Here is a 14421-nt window from a genome sequence, read left to right as displayed (position 1 = left end):
GTGCAGGCCGTCTGAAACAACAAGGAAAACGATATGAAAACAAAAACCATCATTCAGGCAGGCGCAAGCCTGCTCTTGGCGGCGGCTTTATCGGCCTGCGCCACCAAAAGCAATGTGAGCAGAGACGGCACCACCGACAACCCCGTATTCCCGCCGGTGCATAAAGTGTCGCCCTCGTTCAAACACAACAAAGGCACTTTCCCCACCGCCGATGAGCTGGCGCAAATCAAAGCGGGCATGACCAAAGACCAGTTTTACAAACTGCTGGGGCGTCCGCATTTCAACGAGGGCATGTTTAATGTGCGCGAATGGGATTATGTGTTTCACTTCCACACGCCGGGGCAGGGCACCGATAACGTAACCACCTGTCAGTTTAAGATTATTTACGACAGCAAAAAATATGCCCGCAGCTTCCATTGGAAAGCGGTTGATCCCGAAACCGCTTCCTGCCCGGTTGCCGCTCCCGAGCCCGAGCCGCAGATTATTGTGCGCGAAGTAGAAACCTCTGCCAAGCGTATCCGCCAGTAATCGCCGGTTCAGGCATTTGAAACGGTAAAGGCCGTCTGAAAAAAATATTTTCAGACGGCCTGATATGTTGGCAAAACCCGTGCCGGTTTTAAAACACTTCCGTCATACTCGGGCTTGACCCGGGTATCTGTTATGGTCTTAAGAGAAAAAAGATAATCAAATCAATCCAGAATATGGTGGAAGACAAACATCTTGTGAACTTTGCAAAAATACCTTAAGGCCGTCTGAAAATATTTTTTTCAGACGGCCTTTTGTGCGGCAAAGCCTTTGCAGGCTGCTATCAACCGCGCACGGTGAAGATTTGCAGCATATTGGTGGAGCCCGACTCGCGCATACGCGAACCACTGGTGATGATGTATTGGTCGCCCGCATCGAGCACCTTGCGCTCGAGCAGCATGTTTTCCACCTCATCGACTGCAGTGTCGTGATCGGCGCTGGTGGCAATCATCAGCGGGCGCACGCCGCGGTACATCGCCATACGGCGCTGCGCCGACCGGCTGGGGGTGAGCGCATAAATCGGCAGCTGGATGCTGTGGCGGCTGATTTCAAATGCGGTGGAACCGCTCTCGGTTAAGGCCACGATGGCTTTGGCATTGACGGCACGCGCCACCTGCACCGCGCCGCCGGCGATGGCAAGATTGCCGCTCACCGGTGCTTCGGGATGCTCTTCGCTCACGCCGTTGAGCGAATCCTGTTCAGCCTCGGCAGAGGCGCAGATTAAAGCCATATAGCGGACGGTTTCAAACGGATAAGCACCGATGGCGGTTTCGGCAGAACACATCACGGCATCGGTGCCGTCCAGCACGGCGTTGGCCACATCGCTCACTTCGGCGCGGGTGGGCACGGGGTTGGTAATCATGCTTTCCATCATTTGGGTGGCGGTGATGCTGAAGCGGCGCAGTTCGCGTGCGCGGCGTATCATGCGTTTTTGCAGCGCGGGCACGGCCGCATTGCCCACTTCTACGGCCAAATCCCCGCGCGCCACCATGATGCCGTCTGAAGCCAGAATGATTTCATCGAGATTGGCAATGGCTTCCACGCGCTCGATTTTGGCCACCAAACCGGGGCGCACCGCGCTGCTGCCCTGCATTTCACGCTCGACCAAATCGCGGGCGGTTTTCATGTCTTCGCCCGATTTCACAAAACTCACGGCCAGATAGTCGCAGCCGATGCCCACAGCGGTTTTCAGGTCGCGGAAGTCTTTTTCGGTGAGCGCGCCCGCAGAGAGGCCGCCGCCCTGTTTGTTGATGCCTTTATTGCTTTTGAGTGTGTGGCTGTTTTGCACGGTGGTGAGGATTTCGCTGCCGTTTACGCTGTCCACAATCAGCGTGAGCAGGCCGTCGTCCAGCAGCAGCACATCGCCTGCCTGAACGTCTTTGGGCAGATCGCGGTAGTCCAAGCCCACGCGGTTGCGGCTGCCCTCGCCTTCGAGCGCGGCATCGAGCAGCAGTTTTTCGCCCGCTTCGAGCCGGACGCTGCCGCCTTCGAGTTTGCCCACGCGGATTTTCGGCCCCTGCAAATCGGCCATAATCGCCACTTCGCGGCCGGCCAGTTTGGCCGCCTCGCGCACGATGCGGGCATTTTCCTGATGAAACTCGGGGGTGCCGTGGCTGAAATTGAAGCGCACCACATTCAGGCCGCCGATGGCAATCATATCTTTCAACAATTCGATATTGTTGCTGCCCGGGCCGAGCGTGGCCACGATTTTGGTGTTGTGGCGGATGCGGGTTAAATCGCGTTTGGAAGCACTCATGGGGGATAGCCTTTCGTTTGGATAGGAGATGGAACCCGGTGGGGTATCAATGAAGTTGTTGATTTGAATAAGGTTGAAATTGTAACCCGAAAGAGGTTTGCCTGTCGGAAAATTACAGTTTTTTATGACTTAAGCTAAATATTTCCAACAAACGGGGCGGAAAGTCAGGGCGGGGGAGAGCAAGGGTTTGGAAGCGAGAAACCAACTGATTGTTTTCAATTTGAAAATATAGGTATACATCAACCTCAGGCCGTCTGAAATATTATTTCAGACGGCCTGAGGTTGGTTACGGCTGCCGATTCGCCCCGGCTCCAAATAGTGGGCAGGGTGTTGATGGTGTGTTGCAGCCGCCGCATTGAAAGAGCTGTGGCGGTTGCTGCAACGGGCGGCCGTGCCCGCCGGTGCTTGAAGTGTTGAAAGCGGTTTTAAATTTGCTGCCGTAACGGCATGACCGTCAGCCTGCGCCGGGCCGTTTCGGCACGGTTGGATTGTCCAACAAAGGCTTGAGCCGTTGCCGGGCCGTTTGCAGCAAGCATTCAAGGCCGTCTGAAACGTTCAGACGGCCTTTGCCCGGCCGGCCTGTTTGCTAAAGACAGCGGATTGCCTTAACTTCCACTACAGCGTTGCTGCGCCTTGCCGTATTGCCTGCGGCCTTGTATCGAAGTAGTTGAATCTGCCATAAATACGGGGCTGCGGGCTGCCGGTGGTACCGGCCGCAAAGGCAAACCGGCGTTGCCGTGGTTTTAAAGCGGGGCGGCCCGGGTTGGGCAAAGCCCAAACGGCTTAGGGCGTGGAGTCGGCCAGCGCGTTTAATGCGGCTTTTTGCGCTTCGGTGAGTTTGGCAATGCCTAAAACGAGCGAGGCGTTGGTCCAGCCGAAGCCGCCGGCGGGCACATAGTCGAACACGGTGCCGACATTGCCGTATTCCACATCGGTTTTGTGCGAGCCTTCGACCACGTTGAATTTTTCGGGAATCAGGCCGTTGTATTCCACTGTGGCGCGGATAATCATCTGCACCCAGGCATAGGCGGCTTCACGCATTTCGCGCTCGAAGCCGTAACGCTCCAGCCCTTCCCAAATCAGAATCTGGTGCGGCGCCCAGCCGTAGGGGTAATCCCACTGGCGTTCGGGGCCGCGGATTTCTGCGCCGATGGGGGCGGTGGAGGCGATGCCGCCTGCGCACAACAGCGCGCCCAGTTGCGATTTAACCAGCCGCTCTGCCTGCTCCCGGCTGCACAACCCCGCCCACAAAGGCAGCAGGTTGGTGGCGGAAACGAAGCGGTTTTGCGCTTTGGTGGCAACGTTGTAGTCGTAAAACGTGCCGTCTGCTTCGTTCCACAAATATTGCTGCACGGCATCGCAGCGTGCCTGCGCTTTGGCGCGCCAGCCCTCGGCGGTGTGCCGTGTGCCGTTGTGATCGAAGCCTTGCGGGAAATAGTCGGCAATCAGGGCGGCGATGTCGGTTTCGATGCGGTACATAATCGCGTTCAAATCAACGCAGGCGGTGTCGGCGCACACATCATCGAGCCGCGTGGTGGTGTCGTGGCCGCTTTCGCGCATGGCGCGGTCGTGTATGAAATAGCGGTCGAGATCGGCATCTTGGATTTCGCCGGCACCGTAGGCGCGTTCCATTTCTGCGGTGCCTACGCCGTGTTTGGCGGCGTATTGCTGCAAAATAAAGTTGAAATGGCCGGGTTCGGTTTCTTTGGGGCGGCCGCAGCCTTCATCGAAATAGCGGTTCAGTCCGATGTCGGCAAAAAGGTGGGTTTGCGGGTTCATCCACACGTTTTGGTATTCATCGATGGCAACGGCCAGGTGTTCGGCCAGCCAGTTTTGCGGCAGCCGCCCGGCATAGCGGCGGTAAAACGCGCTTAAATAGGGGGTGTAAAACGGAGGCTGCGAGCGGGTGAGGTAGTAGCTGCGGTTGGCGTTGAGCATTTTGCCGTAATACTTGATTTGGTAGGCGGTGTTTTCGAGCATGCCTTTGGCCAAATCGTATTGGTTGTGCGCCATCAGCCCCAGCGCGATGAAATAGCTGTCCCAGCCGTACATTTCGTTGAAACGCCCGCCGGGCACCACATAAGGCAGCGGTGTGCCGGCGGTTTTGTCGTATTTCAATGCCAGCAGGCCGGGTTTTTTGTCGATTTCGGCCAAGAGGCCGTCTGAAAACGGCGGGGCGGGCAGCTCGATGATTTCGATTTGCGGATAATCGGCGCTGATGCGGCGGTAGTATTCGAGGCCGTCTGAATCGGCGGCGGGCACATATAGATAGGCTTTGTTGCTGCTGCGCTTTTCATCGGCCAGCGTGGCGAGGATATTGCCGGCATCTATGCGGCGGCTGAGGGTGTGCCAATAGTGGGTGTTCATTAAATAATCCACCCGCTCCAGCGGCTTCATCTGCACGTTTTCGGGGTTCAGACGGCCGTTGCCCAGCCATACTTCCTGCAACAGGTTGGCCAGATAATAAGTGCCTTTCACTTCCAGCGTTTCGCCGTTTTCTCCTTTGACCGTAAAATGTTTCGGGCCTTGATCATCAATGGTGATGGTGTTGCTGCGGTCGGTGTCTTCCTGAGCAAGCAGGGCGGCCAGGGTTTCAGCTTTGTTGATGTGCATTTTCGTAATCCTTGATGAATTTGTTCAATAAGAACAGGGCAACTATCAAAATCGCAATCGGAACCAGCATAAAGTAAAACGCCTGCGCGCCGCCCACATGCTCAAACAGCATGCCGATAATCCGCGAGCCGAGCGTGCCGCCCAGCGCAGAGAAAATCACAATCAGGCCGGTCATCGAGCTGTGCATGCGCTGCGGCAGTGCCGAGAGCGTGGCCGAGCTGATTAAGGGGTAAACCGGTGCGATAAACAGGCCGATTAAGGGGAAGATAAAGCCGATGGCGGGGATTTCGCTGAAAGAATGAATGGTTTGCGCCGGGGTGTTTAAGGCCTGCGGCAATACAAACGCCACAATGGCCGCCGCCGCCAGCAGGCACGCGGTTAAGAGAGCGAGCCAAGGCACTTTTTTCACCGCCTGCCCGGCCAAGAAACGCCCCGCAGCCAGCGACAAGGCCAAAATGCTGGCCATCTGAACGCTCAGGGTGTCGTTGAGCGACAAAACGCGTTCGTTAAACGTGGGCAGCCAGGTCATGATGCCCTGTTCCACCATCACAAAGCAAAACGCGCTCAAGATAAAGAAGATGGTAAGCGGCAGCGCCACCAGCTTCAGCATGCCCATAAAATCATCGGCCAGGCTGCCTTCGGATTTGGGGATATCCACATCCACTTTGGTAAACAGCAGCAGCAAAAACGCCACCGCAATCAGGCCGGCCAGCAGCAGATACACGCGCAGCCAGGCATCGGGGTTTGCCGCATCGAAAAACGCGGGAAAGAGAAAATAAGCCGAAGCGATGCCGATCATGAAAAAGCCTTCGATCGAACTCATAAAGCTGTTGTGCTGCTCTTTGGTTTCGGTAAACAGGCCGATCATCGAATAAACCGACACCTTGATAAAGGCAAACGACACGCCGATACACAAAAATAAAACCTTAGACGCATCGAAGCTGTTGCCGAAAAACATATACAAACACGCGCCGAACACCAAAGCCAGCGCCAGCAGCATACTGTTTTTATAGCCGAATTTCGGCAGGAAAGAAGCCACGAAAAAAGAAACGATGGCAATCGGCAAGTCTTTAAACGCCTCCAGAATGCTCGCTTCCGTTTCCGTAACGCCATAATTGGCCAGCGATTGTTTGATTACAATGCCGACACTGTTGAGCAATATGGCAAACACAAAATAATTGATAAACAGTGCAAGTTTGATACCGAGGTTTTTCATAAGAACCCACCTTGAGTTTTATTGTCGAAAGATGCGGCAAAGCGGCTTTCCCAACAAAAAAGCCGCATGGCACAATATTGGACTGTTTACTTGAGAAACAGTTTCACAGGCCGTCTGAAAACTTTTCAGACGGCCCCTTATGCGTTTTACGCTATAATCCCACACTTCGACAAATTCCCCGTTTTTTCAAGCACAAAACATGATTCAACGCAAAATTCTCGTAACTTCCGCCCTGCCTTATGCCAACGGCAGCATCCACCTCGGCCACATGGTCGAGCATATCCAAACCGACATCTGGGTGCGCTTTCAAAAACTGCGCGGCCACCAATGCCACTATTGCTGCGCAGACGACACCCACGGCACCCCCATCATGCTGGCGGCCGAAAAACAAAACCTCACCCCCGAAGCCCTGATTGAAAAAGTGCACGCTGAACATCTGGCCGACTTCGGCGGCTTTTATATCGGCTACGACAACTATTACTCCACCCACTCGCCTGAAAACCAACAGCTTTCAGAGCAAATCTATCTCGCCCTGAAAGCAAACGGCAAAATCGAAAGCCGCACCATAGCGCAGCTTTTCGACCCCGAAAAACACATGTTTCTGCCCGACCGTTTCGTGAAAGGCGAATGCCCCAAATGCCGCGCCCGCGACCAATACGGCGACAACTGCGAAGTGTGCGGCACCACCTACGCCCCCACCGAGCTGATTAACCCCTATTCTGCCGTGTCGGGTGCCGCGCCCGTGTTGAAAGAATCCGAGCATTTCTTTTTCAAACTCGGCGAGTGTGCCGACTTTCTGAAACAATGGACGGCCGGCAGCACCACCCTTTCAGACGGCCGCACCCGGCCGCATCTGCAACCCGAAGCACTCAACAAAATGAAAGAATGGCTGCACCCCGGCGAAAACGGCGAAGGCGGCCTTGCCGACTGGGATATTTCCCGCGACGCCCCCTATTTCGGCTTTGAAATCCCCGGTGCGCCCGGCAAATATTTCTATGTGTGGCTCGATGCCCCGGTCGGCTACATGGCCTCGTTTAAAAACCTGTGCAGCCGCATCGGTTTGGATTACGGCGAATATTTCCAAGCCGGCAGCCAAACCGAGATGTATCACTTTATCGGCAAAGACATTCTCTATTTCCACGCCTTATTTTGGCCGGCCATGCTCGAATTTTCCGGCCACCGCACCCCTACCGGCGTGTTTGCCCACGGCTTTTTAACCGTGGACGGCCAAAAAATGTCGAAATCGCGCGGCACCTTCATCACCGCCCGCTCCTATCTCGAGCAAGGCCTCAACCCCGAATGGATGCGCTACTACATCGCCGCCAAACTCAACAGCCGCATCGAAGATATCGATTTGAATCTTAACGACTTTACCGCCCGCGTAAATAGCGATTTGGTCGGTAAATACATCAACATCGCCGCCCGCGCCGCCGGCTTTATCGCCAAACGCTTCGAAGGCCGTCTGAAAAACGTTTCCGGCAGCCCCCTGCTGCAACAATTGGCCGCCCAATCAGAAACCATCGCCGCCGATTACGAAACCCGTGAATACGCCCGCGCCCTGCGCGAAATCATGGCATTGGCCGATGCCGTAAACGAATATGTTGATTCCAACAAACCGTGGGATCTGGCCAAACAGGAAGGGCAGGGCGAACGCCTGCACCAAGTGTGCAGCGAGTTGATTAACGCCTTCGCCATGCTCACCGCCTACCTCGCGCCCGTGTTGCCGCAAACCGCGCAAAACGCCGCCCTATTCCTCAACCTGCCCGAAATCACCTGGGACAACACCCGCGGGCTCCTGCCCGAAAACCACACCATCAACCCCTATCGACACCTGATGCAGCGCGTGGAGCAAAAACAAGTGGACAACCTAATCAAAGCCAACAAACCAAGCATTCAGACGGCCGCCAACCCCGATACCGCCGCCGCACCTGATGGCCGCTATGAAAAAGTGGCCGCTCAGGCCGGTTTTGACGACTTTCTCAAAATCGATATGCGCGTGGCCAAAGTATTGAACTGCCAAGCCGTAGAAGGCAGCACCAAACTGCTGAGATTCGACCTCGACTTCGGCTTCGAGCAGCGCGTGATTTTCTCCGGCATCGCCGGCAGCTACCCCAACCCTACCGAACTCAATGGCCGCATGGTGGTTGCCGTAGCTAACTTCGCCCCGCGCAAAATGGCCAAATTCGGCGTATCCGAAGGCATGATTCTTTCCGCCGCCGGCACAGACGGCAAACTGCGGCTGCTCGATGTACACGAAGGCGCGCAGCCGGGGGATAAGGTGGGTTAAACCCACTGCTTCGGCATTGAATGCAGCAAAGGCCGTTTGAAAACGGGTGAACTGTCCCCCAATACTTAGATAAGTTAAGAATCTTTCTCAAACAGCCTTTTCAAGCCGGATTCTGTAGCCGACAGAACCCGGCTTTTTTTAAGTTTAAACTAATCCGTTCATGATTGTAGTAATGTATGTAATCATCTATTACAATTGCCAGTTACGCCACTGATAGTGCGCCTTCTTTATAGAAGCTTTCCGTTTTCAGCATACCGAAGCAACCCTCCATCGGCGCATTGTCCCAACTATTGCCTTTTCGCGACATGCTTTGCACCATTCCTTTCCCAGCCGGTTTTACCCGATCAGCATTTGTCCGGTACGGCACACCCCGGGCGGAATGCAATAGCAGGGTTTTGCCTTTCAGACGACTAAATGCTTTTCCCGGCATTCGCGTTACCATTTTACTGTCCGCTCTGCGGCCTAAACAATAGGCCGCAATCTCTCGATTAAACACATCCAATTATCGGCGATAAATACAGTTTCCCGTCTGTGCATTTGAACTCCGTAACATTGATCCGCCATTTATCTGCCGGTTTGTCGGCAGTAAATTCACGATTGGGAATATTGTCCGAAGCCTTCTTTCCTATTGCCTGCAGGCGGTAGGATTTTTTGCTGCGGCCTTTAGCTTTTGGTTTCAATAAACCCATAATGCGCTGCACTTTCTTTTTATTCCGCGACAATACTGCAGCAATTTGCCGATGACCCGGGCGGCCTTTGTGTCGGCGATAGGCTTCACTCACTGCGGTTTTTGGTCGCTGCATCGGGATCGGCTTTGCCGATAGGGTAATGAAAGCTGCTTTTGGGAATGTAGGCACTGTGCGTCAGATATTTCAGCGGGTGTTCCGCTCTCAACGTTTAAACGGTTTGTCAGCTTTGGCAGCGTCCCCTCCTTTTCGTTGAGGGCTTTCATGTGTTTTAGGCAGTCGTTCTACACCCTCATGTACCCCAACTCTTCAATCAGTTGTGCTCGGGTTTATCGGTGATAAACGGGTTTTTGCATTTAGTCTTCATAGAGGCAGCCTGTAGGTGTTGAAGTGCGGCGATACCGCCTTGCCGATAAGCGGCTATCCAACGGCGTAGATGTGTGCGTGAGACGTTGAAGTACCATTTGGTGCGCTGTTGGCTGTGCACTTGGTGATAATAGGGTGCGGCTTGGTATTTGAAGTTGGGTGTATATTTGAACATAAGAAAACAGCACCTTTTAAAATTGGAGGAAGTGTTTAACTTTCAAAGGTGCTGTTCAGCATTTCAAACGGCCTTTCTGGTGTTTGGCTGCGGCAAGTCCGGCTGTTGCCTGATTACTTCTTCAGCTGCCCGTGTAGTTCCTGTAGGCTGTACACGCCCAGTGTATTGATGCTTTTGGCGCCTTCGCTCATGGCTTCGCCGCCGGCGATGGTGGTGTATTGCGGTATGCGCTGGGTGAGTGCGGTGCGGCGGATGCTGTGGCTGTCGGCCACCGATTGTGCATCGCTGCTCACGGTGTTTACCACCACGGCGATTTCGCCGTTTTTGATAGCATCCACAATATGTGGGCGGCCTTCGCGTACTTTGTTTACCACGGCCACATCGGCCACGCCGTTCTCTTTCAGGTAGGCTGCGGTGCCGCGTGTGGCAACCACGCTGTAGCCGAGTTGTTGGAAGTTTTTCGCGGTTTGCACTACCAGCGGTTTGTCTTCGTTGCGCACGGCAAGAAACACTTTGCCGCTTTCGGGCAGGCGCTCGCCGGCACCCAGTTGTGATTTCAGATAGGCTTCGCTGAAGGTGGCGCCCACGCCCATCACTTCGCCGGTGGAACGCATTTCGGGGCCGAGAATGGTATCTACGTCGGGGAATTTGATAAACGGGAACACGGCTTCTTTCACGGCGTAAAAGTCGGGAACCACTTCTTTTTCAATGCCTTGCTCTTTCAGACTGATGCCGGCCATTGCGCGTGCGCCCACTTTGGCCAGCGGCACGGAGGTGGCTTTCGACACAAACGGCACGGTGCGTGATGCGCGCGGGTTCACTTCGAGTACGAACACGATGCCGTCTTGTACGGCAAACTGCACGTTCATCAGGCCGACCACGTTCAGTGCATAGGCCATTGCTTTGGTTTGCCGGCGGATTTCGTTTTGTATGTCTTCGCTTAGGGAATACGGCGGCAGCGAGCAGCCGGAATCGCCGGAGTGGATGCCGGCCTGTTCCACATGCTGCATGATGCCGCCGATTACCACATCGCGGCCGTCTGAAACGCAGTCCACATCTACTTCGATGGCGTTGTTCAAAAAGAAATCGAGCAATACGGGGCTGTCTTCGGAAACCTGTACGGCTTCGCGCATATAGGTTTTGAGTTGTTCTTGGGTGTGTACCACCTGCATGGCGCGGCCGCCCAACACATAAGACGGGCGCACCACCAGCGGGTAGCCGATTTCTTCGGCCGATACCAGGGCTTCTTCTTCGGTGCGCGCGGTGCGGTTGGGCGGTTGGCGCAGGCCGAGGTTGTTGAGCGCTTGTTGGAAGCGTTCGCGGTCTTCGGCGGCATCGATGGAGTCGGCCGAAGTGCCGATGATGTTGACGCCGTTTTCCACCAGTGCGTTGGCGAGTTTCAGCGGGGTTTGGCCGCCGTAATGCACAATCACGCCCCACGGGTTTTCGGTGCGCACGATTTCGAGCACGTCTTCTAAGGTGAGCGGCTCGAAATAGAGACGGTCGCTGGTGTCGAAGTCGGTGGACACGGTTTCGGGGTTGCAGTTCACCATAATGGTTTCAAAGCCTGATTCGCGCAATGCCAGGGCGGCGTGTACGCAGCAATAATCAAACTCGATGCCTTGGCCGATGCGGTTGGGACCGCCGCCGAGTATCATCACTTTTCTGCTTTCAGACGGCCGGGCTTCGCATTCTTCTTCATAAGTGGAATAGAGATAGGCGGTGTCGGTGGCAAATTCGGCCGCACAGGTGTCCACCCGTTTGTAAACCGGGTGCAGATTCAAATCATAGCGGTGTTTGCGCACTTCTGTTTCGCCCACGCCCAACAGTTGCGCCAAACGCTTGTCGGAAAAGCCTTTGCGTTTCAGACGGCGCAGGGTGGGGTAGTCCAGACCGTTCAGGCGGCCGTCTGAAATTTTCTGTTCTTCTTGAACCAAATCTTCAATCTGTGCCAGAAACCACGGGTCAATTGCGCAGATTTGGTGGATTTCTTCTCTGCTGAAACCGGCGCGGAAGGCATCGGCCACATAGAGAATGCGTTCGGGGCCGGGGTTGGCCAGCTCGCGGCGGATTTCGTCTTGGTTATCGGTTTTCGGATTGAGGCCGCACAGGCCGGTTTCCAAACCGCGCAGGGCTTTGTGCATCGATTCCTGAAGAGTGCGCCCCATCGCCATCACTTCGCCCACCGATTTCATCTGTGTGGTCAGGCGGTCATCGGCGGCGGGGAATTTTTCAAAGGCGAAACGCGGGATTTTCGTTACCACATAGTCAATCGCAGGCTCGAACGATGCGGGGGTGCGCCCGCCGGTGATGTCGTTGCGCAATTCGTCCAAAGTGAAACCCACCGCCAGTTTGGCCGCCACTTTCGCAATCGGAAAGCCTGTGGCCTTGGAGGCCAGCGCGGAAGAGCGCGACACGCGCGGGTTCATCTCGATCACAATCATCTCGCCGTTGGCGGGATTGACGGCAAACTGAACGTTGGAGCCGCCGGTGTCCACGCCGATTTCGCGCAACACCGCCAGGCTGGCGTTGCGCATGATTTGGTATTCTTTGTCGGTGAGCGTTTGCGCGGGTGCAACGGTAATCGAATCGCCGGTGTGCACGCCCATCGGGTCGAAGTTTTCAATCGAGCAGATAATGATGCAGTTGTCGTTTTTGTCGCGCACCACTTCCATTTCATACTCTTTCCAGCCCAGCACCGACTGCTCGATCAGCAGCTCGTGTGTGGGCGAGGCATCGAAACCGCGTTCGCAAATGGCGGTAAATTCGTCTTTATTATAGGCAATGCCGCCGCCCGATCCGCCCATGGTGAAAGAGGGGCGGATAAGGGTGGGAAAGCCTACCTGCTCCTGTGCGGCCAATGCTTCGTTCATGGTGTGGCAGACAAACGATTTCGGCGTGTTCAGGCCGATTTTCTCCATGGCTTCTTTAAAGCGGCCGCGGTCTTCGGCTTTGTCGATGGCATCTTCGGTGGCGCCGATTAATTCAACGTTATACTTCGCCAGCACGCCGTTGCGCGCCAAATCGAGCGCGCAGTTGAGTGCGGTTTGGCCGCCCATGGTCGGCAGCACCGCATCGGGACGTTCTTTGGCGATAATCTTTTCCACGGTCTGCCACATAATCGGCTCTATATAGGTAACATCGGCCATATCGGGGTCGGTCATAATCGTGGCGGGGTTGGAATTGACGAGAATGACTTTATAGCCCTCTTCGCGCAAAGCCTTGCACGCCTGCGCGCCGGAATAGTCAAACTCACAAGCCTGGCCGATCACGATAGGGCCGGCGCCAATGATTAAGATGGATTTCAGGTCGGTACGTTTGGGCATGATTTTACTTTCTCACAGAATATATTCAGTCGGGTTTTTATATGGTGTCCGGCAATCATTCAGACGGCCGCAGGCTGCCGTATCAAAGCGCAACGGCTGCGCGTTAAAAGCTGGTGGCAAAGGTGGCCAGGCCGAGAAAAATGCCGGGCGCGTTGGCCAGCGCCACGGGAATATCGCGGTTTTTTTAAACAGGGCGTAAACCACCCACAAGGTGCAATTGACGGCAGCCACCAAAGGTTGCAGCCATGTGCCTTTCTGGCCGGCCAGATTCATTTGGATCTGCGGAATGTAGGCAATATACCCACCGCCATCATGGTGGCAACGATGGATAAAATGCGGATTTGCTTGTCGTTAAACGGCATGATTATTCTCTGATTTTAAATTTTTTATTGTTTGTTTTGTTTTTTTGCCTTTCAGACGGCCTGTATCGGGCGGAGCCGTTTGAAATCCTTTTAAAGCTTCTATTGTTTGTTTTTGCGTTTTTTGTCTTTTCAGACGGCCTGCGGCAGGCGGAGCCGTCTGAAAATATCCATTCAAATATAGCGGCTGATTTCCAGCAGATTGCCGTCCGGGTTGCGCAGATAAACCGATTCGATTGCGCCGGCTGCGCCCGTGCGGGGAACAATACCGCTTAAGGTTTCGATGCCGTGCGCCCGAAGCTCAGCCAGCACCTGATCCAGCGGGGTGTCAGTGAGCAAACACAAATCTGCCGTGCCGCAGCCGGCGTTTTGCGCATGGGGCGGTATTTCGGCGCCGAGCCGGTGCAGGTTGATTTTCTGGCGGCCGAACAACAGCACTTTGCGGCCTTCGCCGAAAGTGGTTTCCCGCATACCCAACACTTGCGTGTAAAACGCGATGCTGCGCGGAATATCCGCTACCGTCAGCACCAAACGATCAAGCGCGGTAATGTTCATGATTTCACCGTATTCATTTACCGGGGCGGCGCATACAGGCTCTGCAACCACTGTGCTGTTCTATCTGCACCGGCAGTGCCGGTGTTTTCTTTCGAGGCCGTCTGAAAGCGGGATTAAGGTTATACGGCCTTATTGCAGCCTGTCTGCCGAAGCGCGCCCCACACAGCCCCCGTGTTTCTGCCGGCAAACGCCGTCTGCAATATGCTTCTTTAAGGCAGCCCGAGTGTTATGCTTTCAGACGGCCTTGGCTGACGGCGGCGCGGATTTTCTGATCGGTTTTATATTGGCTCAGCGCGTAAACCGACCATATGGCGGCAGGCACCCAGCCGATTACAGTCAGTTGCAGAATCAGGCAGATGATGCCGGCAAATGGGCGGCCGATGGTGAAAAACTGCAACCACGGCAAGATAATGGCTAAAAGCAAACGCATGATAAAAACTTTCTGAAAATCGGGTTTGGAAAATGCAGCCGTAAACGCTGCCGTATTGCGGGTGGGGCCGGGCAGGGCGGTAAGAGCCGCAGACTGTGCGGCGGTTGCGCTGTTGCGCGAAACGGCC

General features: G+C 54.9%; 12 protein-coding genes and 1 pseudogene. 2 read left to right on the top strand and 11 right to left on the bottom strand.

Annotated elements, in window-relative coordinates:
* Positions 1-33: 33 nt before the first annotated feature.
* Positions 34-528, top strand: coding sequence for an outer membrane protein assembly factor BamE (locus H7A79_RS10955; RefSeq protein WP_135036545.1), 495 nt, complete (start codon positions 34-36; stop codon positions 526-528).
* A gap of 280 nt (positions 529-808) precedes the next feature.
* On the opposite strand, the gene pyk is transcribed toward H7A79_RS10955, so the two are convergent.
* The 3 genes from pyk to H7A79_RS10940 form a co-directional block, all read right to left on the bottom strand.
* Positions 809-2281: a pyruvate kinase gene (pyk, locus tag H7A79_RS10950; RefSeq protein WP_187000258.1), complete on the bottom strand. Its 1473-nt coding sequence runs from the start codon at positions 2279-2281 to the stop codon at positions 809-811.
* A gap of 783 nt (positions 2282-3064) precedes the next feature.
* A complete protein-coding gene (locus H7A79_RS10945) occupies positions 3065-4894 on the bottom strand; it encodes a trehalase family glycosidase (RefSeq protein ID WP_187000257.1) in 1830 nt (609 codons plus the stop codon).
* On the bottom strand, positions 4875-6110 hold the full coding sequence (locus H7A79_RS10940) for an MFS transporter (protein WP_187000256.1): 1236 nt from the start codon (positions 6108-6110) through the stop codon (positions 4875-4877). The genes H7A79_RS10945 and H7A79_RS10940 overlap by 20 nt, the downstream gene beginning before the upstream one ends.
* Positions 6111-6312: 202 nt before the next feature.
* Here H7A79_RS10940 and metG point away from each other — a divergent pair, with 202 nt between their 5' ends.
* The gene (gene metG, locus H7A79_RS10935) at positions 6313-8397 is read left to right on the top strand and encodes a methionine--tRNA ligase (protein ID WP_187001701.1); all 2085 of its coding nucleotides are present in this window, start codon (positions 6313-6315) and stop codon (positions 8395-8397) included.
* A 100-nt stretch (positions 8398-8497) separates the two neighbouring features.
* On the opposite strand, the gene H7A79_RS10930 is transcribed toward metG, so the two are convergent.
* From H7A79_RS10930 to H7A79_RS10895, 8 genes and pseudogenes are all read right to left on the bottom strand, one after another.
* Positions 8498-8575: a hypothetical protein gene (locus tag H7A79_RS10930; protein ID WP_353663645.1), complete on the bottom strand. Its 78-nt coding sequence runs from the start codon at positions 8573-8575 to the stop codon at positions 8498-8500.
* Between the two features lie 24 nt (positions 8576-8599).
* Positions 8600-8827 carry a hypothetical protein gene (locus H7A79_RS10925; protein ID WP_353663617.1) on the bottom strand — a complete coding sequence of 76 codons (228 nt, stop codon included), beginning with the start codon at positions 8825-8827 and terminating at the stop codon, positions 8600-8602.
* 58 nt (positions 8828-8885) lie between these two features.
* Entirely contained in the window at positions 8886-9200 is a 315-nt protein-coding gene (locus H7A79_RS10920; protein ID WP_187000254.1) for a hypothetical protein, read from the bottom strand.
* Positions 9201-9396: 196 nt separating this feature from the next.
* The gene (locus H7A79_RS10915) at positions 9397-9624 is read right to left on the bottom strand and encodes a helix-turn-helix domain-containing protein (protein ID WP_228068234.1); all 228 of its coding nucleotides are present in this window, start codon (positions 9622-9624) and stop codon (positions 9397-9399) included.
* 113 nt (positions 9625-9737) lie between these two features.
* A complete protein-coding gene (gene carB / locus H7A79_RS10910) occupies positions 9738-12950 on the bottom strand; it encodes a carbamoyl-phosphate synthase large subunit (protein WP_187000253.1) in 3213 nt (1070 codons plus the stop codon).
* Positions 12951-13053: 103 nt separating this feature from the next.
* A pseudogene (locus tag H7A79_RS10905) lies at positions 13054-13312 on the bottom strand (SemiSWEET family transporter).
* A gap of 171 nt (positions 13313-13483) precedes the next feature.
* Complete coding sequence (locus H7A79_RS10900) at positions 13484-13864, bottom strand: VOC family protein (protein WP_187000252.1); 381 nt, start codon at positions 13862-13864, stop codon at positions 13484-13486.
* Between the two features lie 226 nt (positions 13865-14090).
* Positions 14091-14294, bottom strand: a complete 204-nt coding sequence (locus H7A79_RS10895) for a YqaE/Pmp3 family membrane protein (RefSeq protein ID WP_135033431.1) — start codon at positions 14292-14294, stop codon at positions 14091-14093.
* Positions 14295-14421 lie beyond the last annotated feature (127 nt).

Origin of the sequence: Neisseria musculi (genome assembly GCF_014297595.2) — a bacterium.
GTDB classification, from domain to species: Bacteria; Pseudomonadota; Gammaproteobacteria; order Burkholderiales; family Neisseriaceae; genus Neisseria; species Neisseria musculi.
Note: the sequence above shows the minus strand (reverse complement) of the source record. Positions and strands in the feature narration are given on the sequence as shown.